The sequence below is a fragment of the Mesorhizobium sp. M1A.T.Ca.IN.004.03.1.1 genome (assembly GCF_003997555.1).
In the GTDB taxonomy this organism is placed as follows: domain Bacteria; phylum Pseudomonadota; class Alphaproteobacteria; order Rhizobiales; family Rhizobiaceae; genus Mesorhizobium.
Map to the genome: position 1 here is coordinate 217,322 of NZ_RZTV01000001.1, position 14,040 is coordinate 231,361.

Consider the following 14,040-nt stretch of genomic DNA (forward strand, 5'->3'; position numbering starts at 1 on the left):
GTCAGTGGCAGGGAAAAGCCATCGAGTGACGATAGTCGTGGGCAGCGTTGTGGATCGCATCGATGTGCGAGAAGCCGACGAAACCGACGACGAAAATGCCGAGCAGCGCGGCGAGAGCCAGCTGCATGATGCGCGACTGCGAGGAGACGGAGGCGCCGAGGGCGACGGAAGCGGTATTCATGTCTTGTCCTTTCGCCCTCCACCCGAGGGCATCGAAGTCAACTTTCCTGTCGCCGGCAGGTCTCCTGGCTCGCGGATTCGCACCCTTCCCCACCTTCCCGAGGACAAACCTCAGTGGTCTATGGAGAGGACTACCGCACACAGTTGCGGGGGCAGCCACGGCTTAGGGCAAAGACTCCACCCTCACCGCATTCCCTCTTGGCTCCAAAAACGGAACCGACGACGCCAGCGACTATAGGCAGAATCGTCGCGACCGGCAAACCAAATTCCGTCACGCCGCAGCGTGATTGCGGCACCGGTTTCGGACTAAGATCCGGCGATCCGCTCGGCGACGAGCTGCTGCAATCGCCACAAATGGCGGTCGTGAATACCGCGCTGTTCGAGGTTCTTCACCGTGTTGTAGAGATAGTCGGCGCCTGAACCCCAGTGGCCGCACGAGGTCGCCAGCCGTTCGACCACCTCGTCTTCGTTGAGTGGGCCGGCATAGGTCGTGCCTTTGCGATTGATGACGAAGGCAAGCGCTCTCAACGGCCCCTTGTCGGTTGCGAGTTGCAGCAGGCGCGGCCGGTAGCTGGTCGGCTTCAGCGTCATCTCGCGGCGAAAAAGCCTGTCCAGCGCCTGCCGGCGGTCACCACCGTTCAGGCGGAAAGCAACGCCCTTGCATTGGCCGCCACGATCCAGCGCCATCATCAGGCCGGGGCTTTGCTTGGTGCCGCGCCAGCGCGTCATCTTCATGCAGAAGGAGCGATGCCAGCCGCGAGCCACGGCGACGCGCTCCTCAAAATGCTCGATTTCCGGTTTCCAGATCAGCGAGCCGTAGCCGAACAGCCAGAGAGGCTCGGTTGCAGGTAGCTCGGCCTCGAATGCATCCAGCATGGCTTCATAGTCGCTGTCCACGAGATGCTCGGCATCCGGGTCGGGCCCCGGGTCATCGACCGCGCGAAAACAGCGGGCGACCAGTTCCACGGTCAGCGACATCGTTCTTGCAGGCATACTTTGCAATCCTGGGCAGCCGGCGAAACCGCAGGCGATTACGAAGTGACCTTAAGGGCAGCACCCGGAAGCGACAATGGCCGCGCAATTGACAACGGTCCTGCCCGGGTGTCGGCTGTCATCAGCCAAGGGGAGCCGCTCATGCAGCCAAATCCTAGCGAACACAGCCGCTACAATGGCCTCACCAGCCTCGAGCCGACGTTGCCTGCAAGCGCCTATCGGGAAGCCGACGCTTACCGGCTCGATCTCGAAGCGATCTGGTATCGGAGCTGGCTCATGGTTTGCCGCGAAGCCGATCTCGCGGAACCTCTTGCCTTTCGAACCGCGCGTATCGGCTCGCAGGAGGTCGTCGTGCTGCGCGACGAGGCCGGGAGCTTGCGCGCCTTCCACAACACCTGCCGGCATCGCGGCTCGCAGCTCTGCCTGGAAAGCGAAGGGCGGCTGAAGGCAAGGCTGCTCACCTGCCCCTACCACGCCTGGTCCTATTCGCTGCGCGGCGATCTCGTCCGTGTCCCATCGAAATCGCTGCCCGAAGGCTTCGACAAGGAAAATTATCCGCTCTACCGGGTGGCGCTGTCAGTGTGGCGCGGCTTCGTCTTCATCAATCTCGCAGAGGATCCCGATGGCTCGGGGGAAGCCTCCTTCGACTCCGCCTCCCGCGATCTTTCGAACTGGCCGCTGGAGACGCTCGTCCCCGGGCACCGGCTCACCAAGGTGATGAACTGCAACTGGAAAATCTTCTGGGAGAACTTCAACGAATGCCTGCATTGCCCGGGCGTGCACAAGGACCTGTCGCGGCTGGTGCCGATCTATGGGCGCGGCCTGATGGCGAGGCATGACGATCCGGAATGGGCGCGCTATGCGGATAATGATGCGCCGGAGTTTTCCGGCGGCCTACGCGCCGGCGCCGAGACCTGGTCGCGCGACGGACGCGTCCATGGGCCGGTCTTTGCCGGGCTGACGCCGGCCGAGCGAGCCGCCGGCCAGACCTACGCTACCTCGCTGCCCTCGATGTTCGTCGTCGGCCATGTCGACTATGTCCGCACGGTGCGTCTCGCCCCGCTCGGGCCGGAGCAGACGGAACTCACCGCCGAATGGCTGTTCGCGCCCGATGCCCTGGCACAAACCGATATCGACAACATCGTCGCCTTCGGCGCGCAGGTGCTGGAGGAGGACGCCGCGATCTGCGAGATCAACCAGAAGGGCATGCACTCGATCCGCCACCAGGCCGGCGTGCTGATGCCCGAGGAGTACGATTTGCGCCGCTTCCACGAGTGGGTGCGTGGGCGCCATGCCGCGTTGCAGCCGGTCAAAACGACTTCGGCAGATAGCGCCAGGTGAAGAAGCCACAGAAGGCGGCCAACAGGCCGAGCGTGACGAACACCGAGCCGAGACCGAAGAAGGAGAGCACCACCGAATAGACCAGCGGCGGCGTCAGCTCGGAGAAATCGAGATAGGTTCGGTAGACAGCCGCCATCTGCGCTCGTTCATAGGAACGCACTGAGCGCATGAAGGCTGTCGAGCCCAGCGCGTCGAGCGCAATGGTGAACAAGGCGCCGCCGAGCAGGAAGGCGGCGGTGAGCAGCGGCGCGGCGGCGCCGACGCCGCCGGCCACGAAGAGCATCGCCGCCATGGCGAAATAGGCGAAAGCCATGGTCCGACGGCCGCCGAAGCGCTTTCCCGCCCTGCCCCAGAAGATCGCCATGAACAGAAGCGCATTGCCGGCCGAAACCAGCAGCCCGCCGGCAAGCTTGCCCTCGCCCGTGATCACCATGAACAGCGGGCCATAGACGAAGAAGGTCGTCCAGAACACGAGCGCCCGAAGGCGATCAGCCACGCGAGGCGCAACCGCGGCTGCGCGACGAAGCGGCCGATATTGGCGAGCGGGTTGATCGGACGGCTCTTGCCGGGACGGATCGAAGGGTTGTCGCCCAGCCGATAGGTCCAGAACAACGCCAGCAGCGCCAGCGCGAAAGCCACGACCGCGCCGTTTGCGGCATAAATCCCGAAGCGCGTATAGAGGAAAATGCCGAGCGTCGGCCCGCCGGTCCAGGCGAACATCGACCAAGCCATGCGCAGCGATTCCGCCTGCATGAAGTCGGTCTTGCGGATATGGTCCATGATGTAGAGGTTAAGCGTGATGGACAGCGCGCTCGCCCCCATGACACGGCACAGCATCCCGGCGAGTTGTCCCGGCAGCGTGTGGGTGACGAAGAACACCGAGCCGATCGCCAGCATCAGGCAGCCGGCCGTGTAGACCCAGCGCCGCGCGAAGCGGCGGATCAGCATCGGCATGAACAGCGTCACCGACAGCCCGAGCAGCGACACGATGGTGTAGAGGATCGAGACGATCTGCTCGTTGTGCAGGATTTCGTAGGCCTGGATCGGGATGACGCTGGAGATGGTGGCGCGAGCAAAGGATTCGACCGCATAGAGCGAAGCGAAGGTGCGCGCATCGGCGGGCCTGAGAGCCGGAAGCCAGATCGGATGGCGCACATGGGTGGACATCGGCCCTCCGAAAAGTGAATCGCTCGCCAAATCTGGCCGGACCAGTCGCGGACCGGTAGCAGGAAACCGACTCCGAGAGGCCGAAAAGCGAAGCCGGCCAGAGGCTTTCCGCCGCTGGCCTAAAGCGGCTTGCCATGCCGCCTGAATGGCAGCAGCCGATCCACCCTCTGTTGTTCGCCCGAACCGTGATAGTCGTTTGGCACGACTGAATCGGATTGCGAGATCAATGACCCTTCAGACGACCGGCGTCGCCGTTCAAGACGCGCCGAAACACGGCCGCATCGTCGCCATCGACGTCCTGCGCGGCATCGCGCTGATCGCGATGGCGAGCTATCATTTCACCTGGGATCTCGAAAACTTCGGCTACACCTCGCCGGGCCTCACCGCCTTTGGTTGGTGGAAGCTCTACGCCCGCTGCATCGCCTCGACTTTTCTGTTCCTGGTCGGTGTCAGCCTTTTCCTCGCACATGGCCGCCATATCCGCTGGCCTGCCTTCTGGAAGCGCTTTGCAATGGTTGCGATTGCGGCGATCGCCATCTCGGTCGTCACCTATATCGCCACGCCGGACGGCTTCATCTTCTTCGGCATCCTGCACGAGATCGCGCTGGCAAGCCTGCTCGGCCTGGCTTTTCTCAGGCTGCCGACATTGCTGACGGCGATCGTCGCCGCGGCCGTGATTGCGGCGCCCTATTATCTGCGGTCGGAAGTCTTCGACCATCCGGCGCTGTGGTGGGTCGGACTGTCGCCGACCAACCCGCGCTCGAACGACTATGTGCCGCTGTTTCCATGGTTCGGCGCAGTGCTTGCCGGCATCGCGGTCGTCAAGCTCGCTTCGGCATCCGGGCTTCTCGCCCGGCTGGCGACCTGGATGCCCGGCCGCTGGTCGACCCCGCTGACTTTTATCGGCCGGCACAGCCTCGCCTTCTATCTCATCCACCAGCCGCTTCTGTTCGGCGCGGTGTGGCTGTTCTCGCAGGCCATGCCGGCCGCGCCACAAGACAAGGACGCTGGTTTCCTGTCGGCTTGCCAGGCGCAGTGCGAACAGCAACGGGACAGCAAGTTCTGTTCCAGCTATTGTGGCTGCATGCTGGACACGCTGAAGGGCGAAGGGTCTCTCGACAAGCTCTACAGCAACGACCAGTCCAGCGCCTGGAAATCGCATCTGGCCGATCTGGCGAGCACTTGTACCGCCGCGACCGAGGACGAGATGGAAGGAGGGCAGCAATGACAGGCATCGCAAAGCCCGGACACGGGATCATCCCCTGGCCACCTGTGATCTATGTCGTGGCGATCGCACTGAGCGTCGTGCTCGGCATGCTCTACCCGCTGCCCTGGATCGGGGACATATTCGGCGCTATCCTCGTCGGCGCCGGCTGGGTAGCGCTCTTTGGCGTGGCAGCGCTCTGGGTTACCGCGATCCGCGCGATGGTGCGCGCCAGGACGACGCTCAATCCCAATGCCGAGCCCGACCATCTGGTGACATCGGGGCCCTTCGGCATCACCCGCAACCCAATGTATCTCGCCAATACGCTGCTGTTGATCGGCGTCTCCTTCATCACCGGTATCGTATGGTTCCTGCTGTTTGCCTTCCTCGCTGCCTTCGCGACGCAGAAAATGGCGATCGAGAAGGAGGAAAAGATACTGGCGGCAAAGTTCGGCAAGAAATACCGCGATTACGCCAAGCGGGTCCGGCGCTGGATCTGAGGCTGTATCGACAATGAAGGTTGCTGGGTGCGAGCAGGGCCGCACCTCGGCGATTAGCAGAAGCATCCGTGACATCCTAGGGCGAAGCAAGCCGCGACGCCGCTTCGCGGCTGCTCCGCCGTGGGATGACGAAGTTCGAAAGCTCCGGCCAATCTCGAACGTCTGCGACGGTTAGCCTAGCTGAATTCTTTGGCTGTCAGCGGGCTACGTGTTCACGCCCAGCTCCGCCAACCGCTCCACGCAGGACTCCTCGGCCTGGTCGAGCTCGGCAAGCGTCTCCTCGAGGTCGCGCCGTTTCTGGCGTAGGTCCTCGCGCTTTTCCTCGATGCGCTTGATCATCAGCTTGAGCTGGCCGACCTCGCCGGGCGGTTCCTTGTACATCTGGATGATTTCGCGGATTTCGGCGATCGAGAAGCCGAGCCGCTTGCCGCGCATGATCTGGCGGATCAGATGCCGGTCGGACGGGCGAAACAGCCGCGTGCGCCCGCGCCGGATCGGCTGCACCAGCCCCTCGTCCTCATAGAACCGCAACGTCCGGGTGGACACGTCGAATTCGCGCGTCAGCTCTGTGATCGTGTAATATTCCCGCATTCTCGCTCCCACGCCCAAACGTCCAGGCATCGCCACGCAGAAGCGTCGCCCTTTCTCCAATCAACCCCGTCTGTGCCGGAATCGGCATCTGACCCCAGGGCAACGTCGCACGGCATTTACGTAAAAGTCAATTATAGCACTGTCTCAGGGAACGCCAAACCACCACGTGGCCAATGCGAGGAATGCAAAGAAGCCGACGCAGTCGGTGACGGTCGTGACGAAGACGGCGGAGGCTACCGCCGGGTCGATCTTGAAGCGGTCGAGCAGCAGCGGGATGAGAATGCCTGCCAGGGCCGCCGCGAACATGTTGATGATCATCGCCGCCGCGATAATGCCGCCCAGGTTGGGGTCGTGGAACCACAGTCCAGCAACCATGCCGATCAGCACCGCAAAGACGATGCCGTTGATGAAGCCCACTCCCACCTCACGGCGGATGATCCGGGCGGCGTTGTAGATGTCCAGATCCCTGGTCGCCAGCGCCCGCACCGTGACGGTCATCGTCTGCGAGCCGGCATTGCCGCCCATGCCGGCAACGATCGGCATCAGGACAGCGAGCGCCACGATATGCTCGATGGTCTGGTCGAACAGGCCAATCACCGAGGCCGCGAGAAACGCCGTGACCAGATTGACGAGCAGCCACGGCACACGCGATCGCGAGGTCGCAAGCACGGTGTCGGATAGCTCTTCGTCACCGACGCCGCCCATGCGCAGAAGGTCCTCCTCTGCCTCCTGCTGGATGACGTCGACCACGTCGTCGATGGTGAGCACGCCGACCAGACGCTCGTTCTCGTCGACCACGGCGGCCGAGAGCAGGTCGTACTGCTCGAATTCCCACGCCGCCTCTTCCTGGTCCATGGTGGCGGGGATGGCATGGCGCGTCTCATGCATCACCTCCTCGACCTTCACCGCGCGCTTGGTGCGCAGGATCTGGTCGAGATCGATGGCACCGAGCAGTTTGAAGCTCGGGTCGATGACGAAGATCTGGCTGAAGCGATCGGGAAGGTTCTTGTCCTCGCGCATGTAGTCGATCGTCTGGCCGATGGTCCAAAACGGCGGCACGGCGACGAACTCGGTCTGCATGCGCCGGCCGGCCGTCTCTTCCGGATAGTCGAGCGCGCGCCGCAGCCGGATGCGCTCGGTGAACGGCAGTTGCGACAGGATCTCGTCCTGGTCCTCCTGGTCGAGGTCTTCCAGGATGTAGACGGCGTCGTCGGAATCGAGTTCCTGCACCGCCTGCGCGATCTGTTCGTTGGGCAAATTGTCGACGATGTCGAGCCGGATCGCCTCGTCGACCTCGGTCAGCGCCGAAAAGTCGAAATCCGAGCCAAGCAATTCGACCAGTGCGCGGCGCTGCTCGGGATGGAGTGCTTCCAGCAGATCGCCGAGTTCCGACTGATGCAGGTCGTCGACTTCGCGTTTTAAGATGAGCGTGTCGCGATCGGCGATGGCCGCGCCGATCTGCGCAAGGAAGGCAGAACGGACGGCGCCGTCCTCGCCATAGATGTCGGCGCCGCCTTCCTCGACGGTCCTGGCGCCGGTCGTCTCTCTGTCCTGGCCTTCCACCAGCGCCTCCCGCCAACAGCAATCCGGAAAGGGTGTGAATCAGGTCTAGAGCATGAGCCCGAAAAGTGGAAACCGCATTTCGGGAAATCCGATGCTTATGCGGCAGATAGGGTCGAGACACGATTCGTCCTGAGAAAATATAGCCGTAGCGCGCGGAATACTCAGAGAAATGTCCCCGCGACGCCTCCCGGTAAAGGCGGGTCGCGCCGCATTTGCGGGTTCAGCCGCCGCGACAGCGCATGTCGCTGCGGAAAGAGCGCCCTTTTGCTGTTGGGGCAGAATTGCCATGATGCAGGTCCAGGTGGATCGGCAAGATCGACAGGACAATCGGCAGGCCTTGAACCTCAAGTCCCGGAAAACGAACGAAGCAGTTGGCGAGCAGCGCGTGCGTGTTATCGTCGCCGAGCGCAATCCGCTTGTCGTGTCTGCGCTTCGCGAGATGCTGGAATGCGACGGGCGTTTCGAGCTGTTGAGCTCCGTGCCGAGCGGCAAGCAATTCCTGGAATTGGCGGCGAACACCAGGTTCGACGTCGCCGTCATCGGCTGGAAGCTCGCCGACATGGATGGCGCCGATGTCCTGGCGGAAATCCAGAACCGCAAGCTCGACCTGCGCATCACGGTCTTTTCCAATGATCATGACATCGGCATCCTGAAGCAGTGCGTGCGGCTCGGCGCCCAGGGCTATTGCTTTCAGTTCGACGATCCCTCGATCATATTCGAGACGATCCTGGCGGTCGCGCATGGGCGGATCTGCATCCCTTACATCGACATCAACAAGGTCAACGATACGCCGCTGTCGCAACTCACCGTGCGCGAGCGCGAATTGCTTGCGGTGCTTTCCGATGGCTGGACCAATCTCCAGATCGCGACCCGCACCGGGATCTCCGAGAACACGGTGAAGTACCATCTCAAAAATCTTTACGACAAGCTTGACGTGCGCAACCGCGCCATGGCTGTCGCGCTCTATGCCAACGAGAAGCGACGCGGCTCCAAATCGCCTTTCGGGTAGGCGGATCGGGTAGGCTCGACCTACCCACGCGTGGCGACAACTTACCCGGCAAGGTGTTGTCGCTCGGCGCCATCGACATGAAACATCCTCCAGCATCCCAAAAAACGCAGGAGGAGTTTGCGCATGGCCGGGTTTACCCATCTTTTCATCCCTGGACCCACCAACATTCCTGAAGAGGTCCGGCAGGCGATGAACCTGCCGATGGAAGACATGCGCGCCGCCTCCTTCCCCAATCTCACGCTCCCGCTGTTCGAGGACATCAAGAAGGTTTTCAAGAACGAGACCGGCCGCGTCTTCATCTATCCGTCGTCCGGCACCGGCGCCTGGGAGGCGGCGATGACCAACGTGCTCAACCCGGGCGACCGGGTGCTTATGTCGCGCTTCGGCCAGTTCTCGCATCTGTGGGTCGACATGGCCGAGCGCCTCGGCTTCGACGTCGACGTCATCGATTGTGAATGGGGAACCGGCGTCCCGCTCGACCTCTACGCCGAAAGGCTGCGGGCGGACAAGTCGCACCAGATCAAGGCGGTCTTCTGCACTCAAAACGAGACCGCGACCGGCGTTACCAGCGACGTCGCCGGCTGCCGAGCGGTGCTCGATGCGGTGAACCACCCAGCGCTCCTCTTCGTCGACGGGGTCTCGTCGATCGGCTCGATCGACTTCCGTCAGGAGGAATGGCGCGTCGACTGCGCGGTAAGCGGCTCACAGAAAGGTTTCATGCTTCCCGCCGGCCTCGGCTTCCTGTCGGTCAGCAAGAAGGCGCTGGCGGCGTCGCGAGTCGCGACCCACCGGCGCTGCTACTTCTCCTTCGATGACATGATCCGCGCCAACGACGCCGGCTATTTCCCCTACACACCCGCCACGCAGCTGCTGCGCGGCCTGCGCGCCTCGCTCGACCTGATCGCCGAGGAAGGGCTGGACAACATCTTCGCGCGCCACCATCGCCTGGCCGAAGGCGTGCGCAAGGCGGTCGACGCTTGGGGGTTGAAGCTGTGCGCCAAGGCGCCGCAATGGCACTCCGATACGGTGAGCGCGATCCTGGTGCCGGAAGGCATCGACGGCGGCGACGTGGTCAAGCGTGCCTACCGCACCTATCAGACATCGCTCGGCGGCGGCCTCAACAAGGTCTTCGGCAAGGTCTTCCGCATCGGCCATCTCGGCTGGCTGAACGAGGTGATGGTCTGCGCCTCGCTGTCGGCGGCCGAAATGGCGCTGCTTGATTGCGGCGTGCGCCTGGCGCCGGGCTCGGGCGTGGCGGCTGCGATCGAGCATTTCCGGCGCACGGCCGCAATGCCGGTCGCCGAGGCGGCGTGAGGAACGGACGATGAGCCACACCATCAACCACCTCAAGAAGCTCAGGCTCCAGCGCAGCGAGCTGGCGGTTCCCGGCTCCAGCCCGGAAATGATCGACAAGGCGGCGAACAGCGCCGCCGACTTCGTCTTCCTCGACATCGAGGACGCGGTGGCGCCGCCCGACAAGGAGCGCGCGCGCAAGAACATCATCCAGGCGCTGAACGACATCGATTGGCGCGCCAAGGGCAAGACCGTGTCGGTGCGCATCAACGGCCTCGACACCCACTACATGTACCGCGACGTGGTCGACGTCATGGAACAGGCCGGCGACCGGCTGGACACTATCCTAGTGCCGAAGGTCGGCGTGCCGGCGGACCTCTATATGGTCGAGGCCATGGTCAACCAGATCGAGATGGCCAAGGGTTTCAAGACCCGGGTCGGTCTCGAAGCGCTGATCGAAACCGCGCTCGGCATGGCCAATGTCGAGGCGATCGCCGCCACGCCCGGCCGGCTCGAAGCGATGCATTTCGGCGTCGCCGATTACGCCGCCAGCAACAAGGCGCGCACCGTCAACATCGGCGGCCTCAACCCTGACTATCCCGGCGATCAGTGGCATTTCGCCCTGTCGCGCATGACTGTCGCCTGCCGCGCCTATGGCTTGCGCGCCATCGACGGACCGTTCGGCGATTTCTCCGACCCCGAAGGTTTCACAGCAGCCGCCAGGCGCGCCGCCGCACTCGGCATCGAAGGCAAATGGGCGATCCATCCGTCGCAAATCGCTCTGGCCAACGACGTGTTCTCGCCGCCGGAAAAGGAGGTCACCCGCGCTCGCCGCATCCTTGAAGTGCTCAAGGAAGCGGAGGCGCTCGGCAAGGGCGCGGCGGCGCTCGACGGCAAGATGATCGACGCTGCCTCGGAACGCATGGCACGCAATGTTCTGGTGGTGAGCGAGGCGATCGAGCGCGCCAGCCAGGCGCATAGCGCAGCGCATTAGATTACCGGGAGGACAAGATGGACATTCACGAATACCAGGCCAAGGAACTGCTCGCCCGCCACGGCGTGCATGTCCCGCGCGGCGGCCTTGCCTACAGCCCCGAGCAGGCGACCTACCGGGCGCGCGAGATCGGCGGCTCGAAATGGGTGCTGAAGGCGCAGGTCCATTCCGGCGCGCGCGGCAAAGCCGGCGGCATCAAGCTCTGCTCCAACGACGAGGAGATCTCCAACGCCGCCGAGGGAATGCTCGGCCGCAAGCTGGTCACCCAGCAGACCGGCCCGCGCGGCAAGCTGATCTCGCGCCTCTATCTCGAGGAAGCCGTCGACATCGCGCAGGAGCTCTATCTCGGCTTCGTGCTCGACCGCAAGGAAGAGCGCGTCATGATCGTGGCATCGGCCGCCGGCGGCATGGAGATCGAGGACATCTCCGAAAAGAAGCCGGATTCCATCATCCGCGCCACCGTCGATCCGGGCGTCGGCATGCAAGGCTTCCAGGCGCGCGAGATCGCCTTCGGCCTCGGACTTGAAAGCAATCTGATCGGCAAGGCGACCGAGACCATCCTCGGCTGCTACCAGGTGTTCCGCGACTACGACGCCTCGATGCTGGAGATCAATCCGCTGGTGGTGACCCGCGACGGCAGCCTCGTCGCGCTCGACGCCAAAATGTCGTTCGACGAGAACGCGCTGTTCCGCCGCCCGGAAATCTCGGAACTGCGCGACAAGAGCCAGGAAGACCCGCGCGAGACTTTTGCGAGCGATCGCGGTCTCTCCTATGTCGGGCTGGACGGCAATATCGGCTGCATCATCAACGGCGCAGGCCTTGCCATGGCGACGATGGACATGATCAAGATCGCCGGCGGCGAACCGGCCAATTTCCTCGACATCGGCGGCGGCGCTTCGCCCGAGCGGGTGGCGAAATCCTTCCGCGCCGTGCTCGGCGACAAGAATGTCGAGACCATCCTGGTCAACATCTTCGCCGGCATCAACCGGTGTGACTGGGTCGCCGAAGGCGTCATCAAGGCGATCCGCGAGGTCGGCGTCGACGTGCCGCTGGTGGTGCGCCTCTCCGGCACCAAGGTCGAGGAAGGACGCAAGATCCTGGCCGACTCCGGCGAGGCGGTGATCGTCGCCGACACGCTGGCCGAAGCCGCCGAAAAGGCCGTCGCCGCCTGGCGCGAAGCCACCAAGAACAAGAAAGCAGCCTGAGGGAGGTCGAGAAATGGCAATCCTGCTCAACCGCAGCACGCGCGTCATCGTCCAGGGTTTCACCGGCAAGATCGGCAGCTTCCACGCCGACGACATGAAGCGCTACGGCACCAAGCTGGTCGGCGGCGTCACCCCCGGCAAAGGCGGCCAGACGCATCTCGGCCTGCCCGTCTTCAACACCGTCAAGGGTGCTGTGCGCGAGACCCGCGCCGAGGCGAGCATCGTCTTCGTGCCGCCGCCCTTCGCCGCCGATTCGATCATGGAGGCGGCGGACGCCGGCATTAAGCTTTGCGTCTGCATCACCGACGGCATCCCCTCCCAGGACATGATGCAGGTGAAGCGCTACATGCGCCGATACCGCTTCGAAGACCGCATGCGGCTCGTCGGCCCGAACTGCGCCGGCGTCATCACGCCCGGACAGGCGCTGATGGGCATCATGCCCGGCAGCATCTATCTCCCCGGACGCGTCGGCATCGTCGGGCGCTCGGGCACGCTGGGCTACGAGGCCGCCTCGCAGATGAAGGCGTTGGGGATCGGTGTGTCGACCAGCGTCGGTATCGGCGGCGATCCGATCAATGGTTCGTCCTTCAAGGATATCCTTCAGCTCTTCGAGCGCGACGAGGACACCGACGCCGTGGTGATGATCGGCGAGATCGGCGGACCACAGGAAGCCGAAGCCGCGATCTGGGCGCGCGACAACATGCGAAAGCCGCTGATCGCCTACATCGCCGGGCTCTCGGCGCCGAAGGGCCGCCGCATGGGCCATGCCGGCGCCATCATCTCCGCCTTCGGCGAGTCGGCGCAGGAAAAGGTCGAGATCCTGAAAGACGCAGGCGTCGTCATCGTGCCGACGCCTGCCTCCTTCGGCGAGGTCGTGGCCGACACGCTGGCGCGGACCAAGAAGGCGGCGTGACGGCCGGGCGACGGCCGCATAGTCCACAAAATGTGAAGTCTGGGCCGCCGTAAACGCCGCGGCGGCCCGTCGATCAGCAGGAAACTCGATGAAACCGCGTTTGATTGTCACCCGCAGATGGCCGGCGGCCGTCGAAGCGATCCTCGCCGAACGCTTCGACACGACGTTCAACGACAGCGACGAGCCGCTGAGCCCTGCCGCGATGACTTCCGCCTTCGCGCATTTCGACGCGATCCTGGCGACGGTCAGCGACCGCTTGCCGGTTGCGGTATTTCCCGAGAACGCCGCCCGCACCCGCATCATCGCCAATTTCGGCGTCGGCTTCAGCCATATCGATGTCGCGGCAGCCCGCGACCGCGACATCGTGGTGACCAACACGCCTGGCGTGCTGACGGATTGCACCGCCGACCTTGCGCTTAGCCTGATGCTGGCCGTCGCGCGCCGGACCGGCGAAGGCGAGCGGCAGCTGCGAGCCGGAGAGTGGCGAGGCTGGTCGCCGACCCACATGGCCGGGGCAAAAGTGTCGGGCAAGACTTTGGGTATTGTCGGCATGGGGCGCATCGGCAAAGCGACGGCCAGGCGCGCGCATTTCGGCTTCGGCATGAAGATCGTATTCTTCAACCGGTCGCCGGTCGATGATGACGAGACGCGCGCTATGGGCGCGGAGCAGTTGCCGACTTTGGACGATGTGCTTACGGCATCCGATTTCGTCTCGCTGCACTGTCCGGGCGGCGCGGAAAACCGCCATCTCATCGATGCTCGAAGCCTGGGGTTGATGAAACGCGGCGCCTTCCTGATCAACACCGCGCGCGGCGACGTCGTCGACCAGGATGCCCTGATCGGTGCACTGCAACGGCGCGAGATCGCAGGTGCAGGTCTCGACGTCTTTGCCGACGAGCCCGCCGTTCCGGAAGCGCTGAAGCAGTTGGAGAACGTCGTGCTGTTGCCGCATCTCGGCAGCGCGACCGAGGAAACGCGGGTGGCGATGGGCATGAAGGTGGTGGAGAACCTGACCGCCTTCTTCGAGGGCCGCCCCGTCCCCGATCGGGTCGCCTGACAGCCGGCGCCGCCCTCCATTCAAGGCGCT

Annotated in this window: 13 protein-coding genes, 1 pseudogene and 1 riboswitch; of the genes and pseudogenes, 9 read left to right on the forward strand and 5 right to left on the reverse strand. The window is 63.9% G+C overall.

Translation table 11 applies throughout. The features are described from left to right. Nucleotide 1: 1 nt before the first annotated feature. A complete protein-coding gene (locus tag EOD29_RS01050) occupies nt 2-181 on the reverse strand; it encodes a CbtB domain-containing protein (RefSeq protein ID WP_067329221.1) in 180 nt (59 codons plus the stop codon). A 36-nt stretch (nt 182-217) separates the two neighbouring features. Continuing rightward, nucleotides 218-416: riboswitch (cobalamin riboswitch) on the reverse strand. A gap of 70 nt (nt 417-486) precedes the next feature. Continuing rightward, nucleotides 487-1,173, reverse strand: coding sequence for a gamma-glutamylcyclotransferase (locus EOD29_RS01055; RefSeq protein WP_095780833.1), 687 nt, complete (start codon nt 1,171-1,173; stop codon nt 487-489). 141 nt (nt 1,174-1,314) lie between these two features. Here EOD29_RS01055 and EOD29_RS01060 point away from each other — a divergent pair, with 141 nt between their 5' ends. After that, complete coding sequence (locus tag EOD29_RS01060; protein ID WP_127215867.1) at nt 1,315-2,514, forward strand: aromatic ring-hydroxylating dioxygenase subunit alpha; 1,200 nt, start codon at nt 1,315-1,317, stop codon at nt 2,512-2,514. On the opposite strand, the pseudogene EOD29_RS37995 reads toward EOD29_RS01060, so the two are convergent. Continuing rightward, nucleotides 2,483-3,681 (reverse strand): annotated as a pseudogene (locus tag EOD29_RS37995) (MFS transporter). The gene EOD29_RS01060 and the pseudogene EOD29_RS37995 overlap by 32 nt on opposite strands. 226 nt (nt 3,682-3,907) lie before the next feature. On the opposite strand from EOD29_RS37995, the gene EOD29_RS01070 reads away from it, so the two are divergent. Together EOD29_RS01070 and EOD29_RS01075 are read left to right on the forward strand one after the other, a co-directional pair. After that, nucleotides 3,908-4,909 (forward strand): DUF1624 domain-containing protein, encoded by a 1,002-nt coding sequence (locus EOD29_RS01070; protein WP_127245730.1) that lies wholly within the window; start codon nt 3,908-3,910, stop codon nt 4,907-4,909. Next, a complete protein-coding gene (locus EOD29_RS01075) occupies nt 4,906-5,385 on the forward strand; it encodes an isoprenylcysteine carboxylmethyltransferase family protein (RefSeq protein ID WP_067329213.1) in 480 nt (159 codons plus the stop codon). The genes EOD29_RS01070 and EOD29_RS01075 overlap by 4 nt, the downstream gene beginning before the upstream one ends. 204 nt (nt 5,386-5,589) lie before the next feature. Here the strand turns inward: EOD29_RS01075 and EOD29_RS01080 are convergent, their stop codons facing one another. Continuing rightward, on the reverse strand, nt 5,590-5,976 hold the full coding sequence (locus EOD29_RS01080; protein WP_040969921.1) for a MerR family DNA-binding transcriptional regulator: 387 nt from the start codon (nt 5,974-5,976) through the stop codon (nt 5,590-5,592). A gap of 144 nt (nt 5,977-6,120) precedes the next feature. Further along, nucleotides 6,121-7,539 (reverse strand): magnesium transporter, encoded by a 1,419-nt coding sequence (gene mgtE, locus EOD29_RS01085; RefSeq protein ID WP_127245731.1) that lies wholly within the window; start codon nt 7,537-7,539, stop codon nt 6,121-6,123. A 385-nt stretch (nt 7,540-7,924) separates the two neighbouring features. On the opposite strand from mgtE, the gene EOD29_RS01090 reads away from it, so the two are divergent. From EOD29_RS01090 to EOD29_RS01115, 6 genes are all read left to right on the forward strand, one after another. After that, a complete protein-coding gene (locus tag EOD29_RS01090) occupies nt 7,925-8,548 on the forward strand; it encodes a response regulator transcription factor (protein ID WP_067329607.1) in 624 nt (207 codons plus the stop codon). Nucleotides 8,549-8,671: 123 nt separating this feature from the next. Then, nucleotides 8,672-9,862 carry an aminotransferase class V-fold PLP-dependent enzyme gene (locus EOD29_RS01095; RefSeq protein WP_127245732.1) on the forward strand — a complete coding sequence of 397 codons (1,191 nt, stop codon included), beginning with the start codon at nt 8,672-8,674 and terminating at the stop codon, nt 9,860-9,862. A gap of 10 nt (nt 9,863-9,872) precedes the next feature. Continuing rightward, the gene (locus EOD29_RS01100; RefSeq protein WP_095825700.1) at nt 9,873-10,835 is read left to right on the forward strand and encodes a CoA ester lyase; all 963 of its coding nucleotides are present in this window, start codon (nt 9,873-9,875) and stop codon (nt 10,833-10,835) included. 17 nt (nt 10,836-10,852) lie between these two features. After that, nucleotides 10,853-12,040 carry a malate--CoA ligase subunit beta gene (locus EOD29_RS01105; RefSeq protein WP_067001218.1) on the forward strand — a complete coding sequence of 396 codons (1,188 nt, stop codon included), beginning with the start codon at nt 10,853-10,855 and terminating at the stop codon, nt 12,038-12,040. Between the two features lie 13 nt (nt 12,041-12,053). Then, nucleotides 12,054-12,953, forward strand: a complete 900-nt coding sequence (sucD, locus tag EOD29_RS01110; RefSeq protein ID WP_067001220.1) for a succinate--CoA ligase subunit alpha — start codon at nt 12,054-12,056, stop codon at nt 12,951-12,953. Nucleotides 12,954-13,041: 88 nt separating this feature from the next. Beyond that, nucleotides 13,042-14,010: a D-glycerate dehydrogenase gene (locus EOD29_RS01115; protein ID WP_127239922.1), complete on the forward strand. Its 969-nt coding sequence runs from the start codon at nt 13,042-13,044 to the stop codon at nt 14,008-14,010. Nucleotides 14,011-14,040: the final 30 nt, after the last annotated feature.

Coding starts and splice junctions, on each gene's coding strand:
- EOD29_RS01050 (WP_067329221.1), bottom strand. CDS start 181: ATGAATACCGCTTCCGTCGCCCTCGGCGCCTCCGTCTCCTCGCAGTCG.
- EOD29_RS01055 (WP_095780833.1), bottom strand. CDS start 1,173: ATGCCTGCAAGAACGATGTCGCTGACCGTGGAACTGGTCGCCCGCTGT.
- EOD29_RS01060 (WP_127215867.1), top strand. CDS start 1,315: ATGCAGCCAAATCCTAGCGAACACAGCCGCTACAATGGCCTCACCAGC.
- EOD29_RS01070 (WP_127245730.1), top strand. CDS start 3,908: ATGACCCTTCAGACGACCGGCGTCGCCGTTCAAGACGCGCCGAAACAC.
- EOD29_RS01075 (WP_067329213.1), top strand. CDS start 4,906: ATGACAGGCATCGCAAAGCCCGGACACGGGATCATCCCCTGGCCACCT.
- EOD29_RS01080 (WP_040969921.1), bottom strand. CDS start 5,976: ATGCGGGAATATTACACGATCACAGAGCTGACGCGCGAATTCGACGTG.
- EOD29_RS01095 (WP_127245732.1), top strand. CDS start 8,672: ATGGCCGGGTTTACCCATCTTTTCATCCCTGGACCCACCAACATTCCT.
- EOD29_RS01100 (WP_095825700.1), top strand. CDS start 9,873: ATGAGCCACACCATCAACCACCTCAAGAAGCTCAGGCTCCAGCGCAGC.
- EOD29_RS01105 (WP_067001218.1), top strand. CDS start 10,853: ATGGACATTCACGAATACCAGGCCAAGGAACTGCTCGCCCGCCACGGC.
- sucD (WP_067001220.1), top strand. CDS start 12,054: ATGGCAATCCTGCTCAACCGCAGCACGCGCGTCATCGTCCAGGGTTTC.
- EOD29_RS01115 (WP_127239922.1), top strand. CDS start 13,042: ATGAAACCGCGTTTGATTGTCACCCGCAGATGGCCGGCGGCCGTCGAA.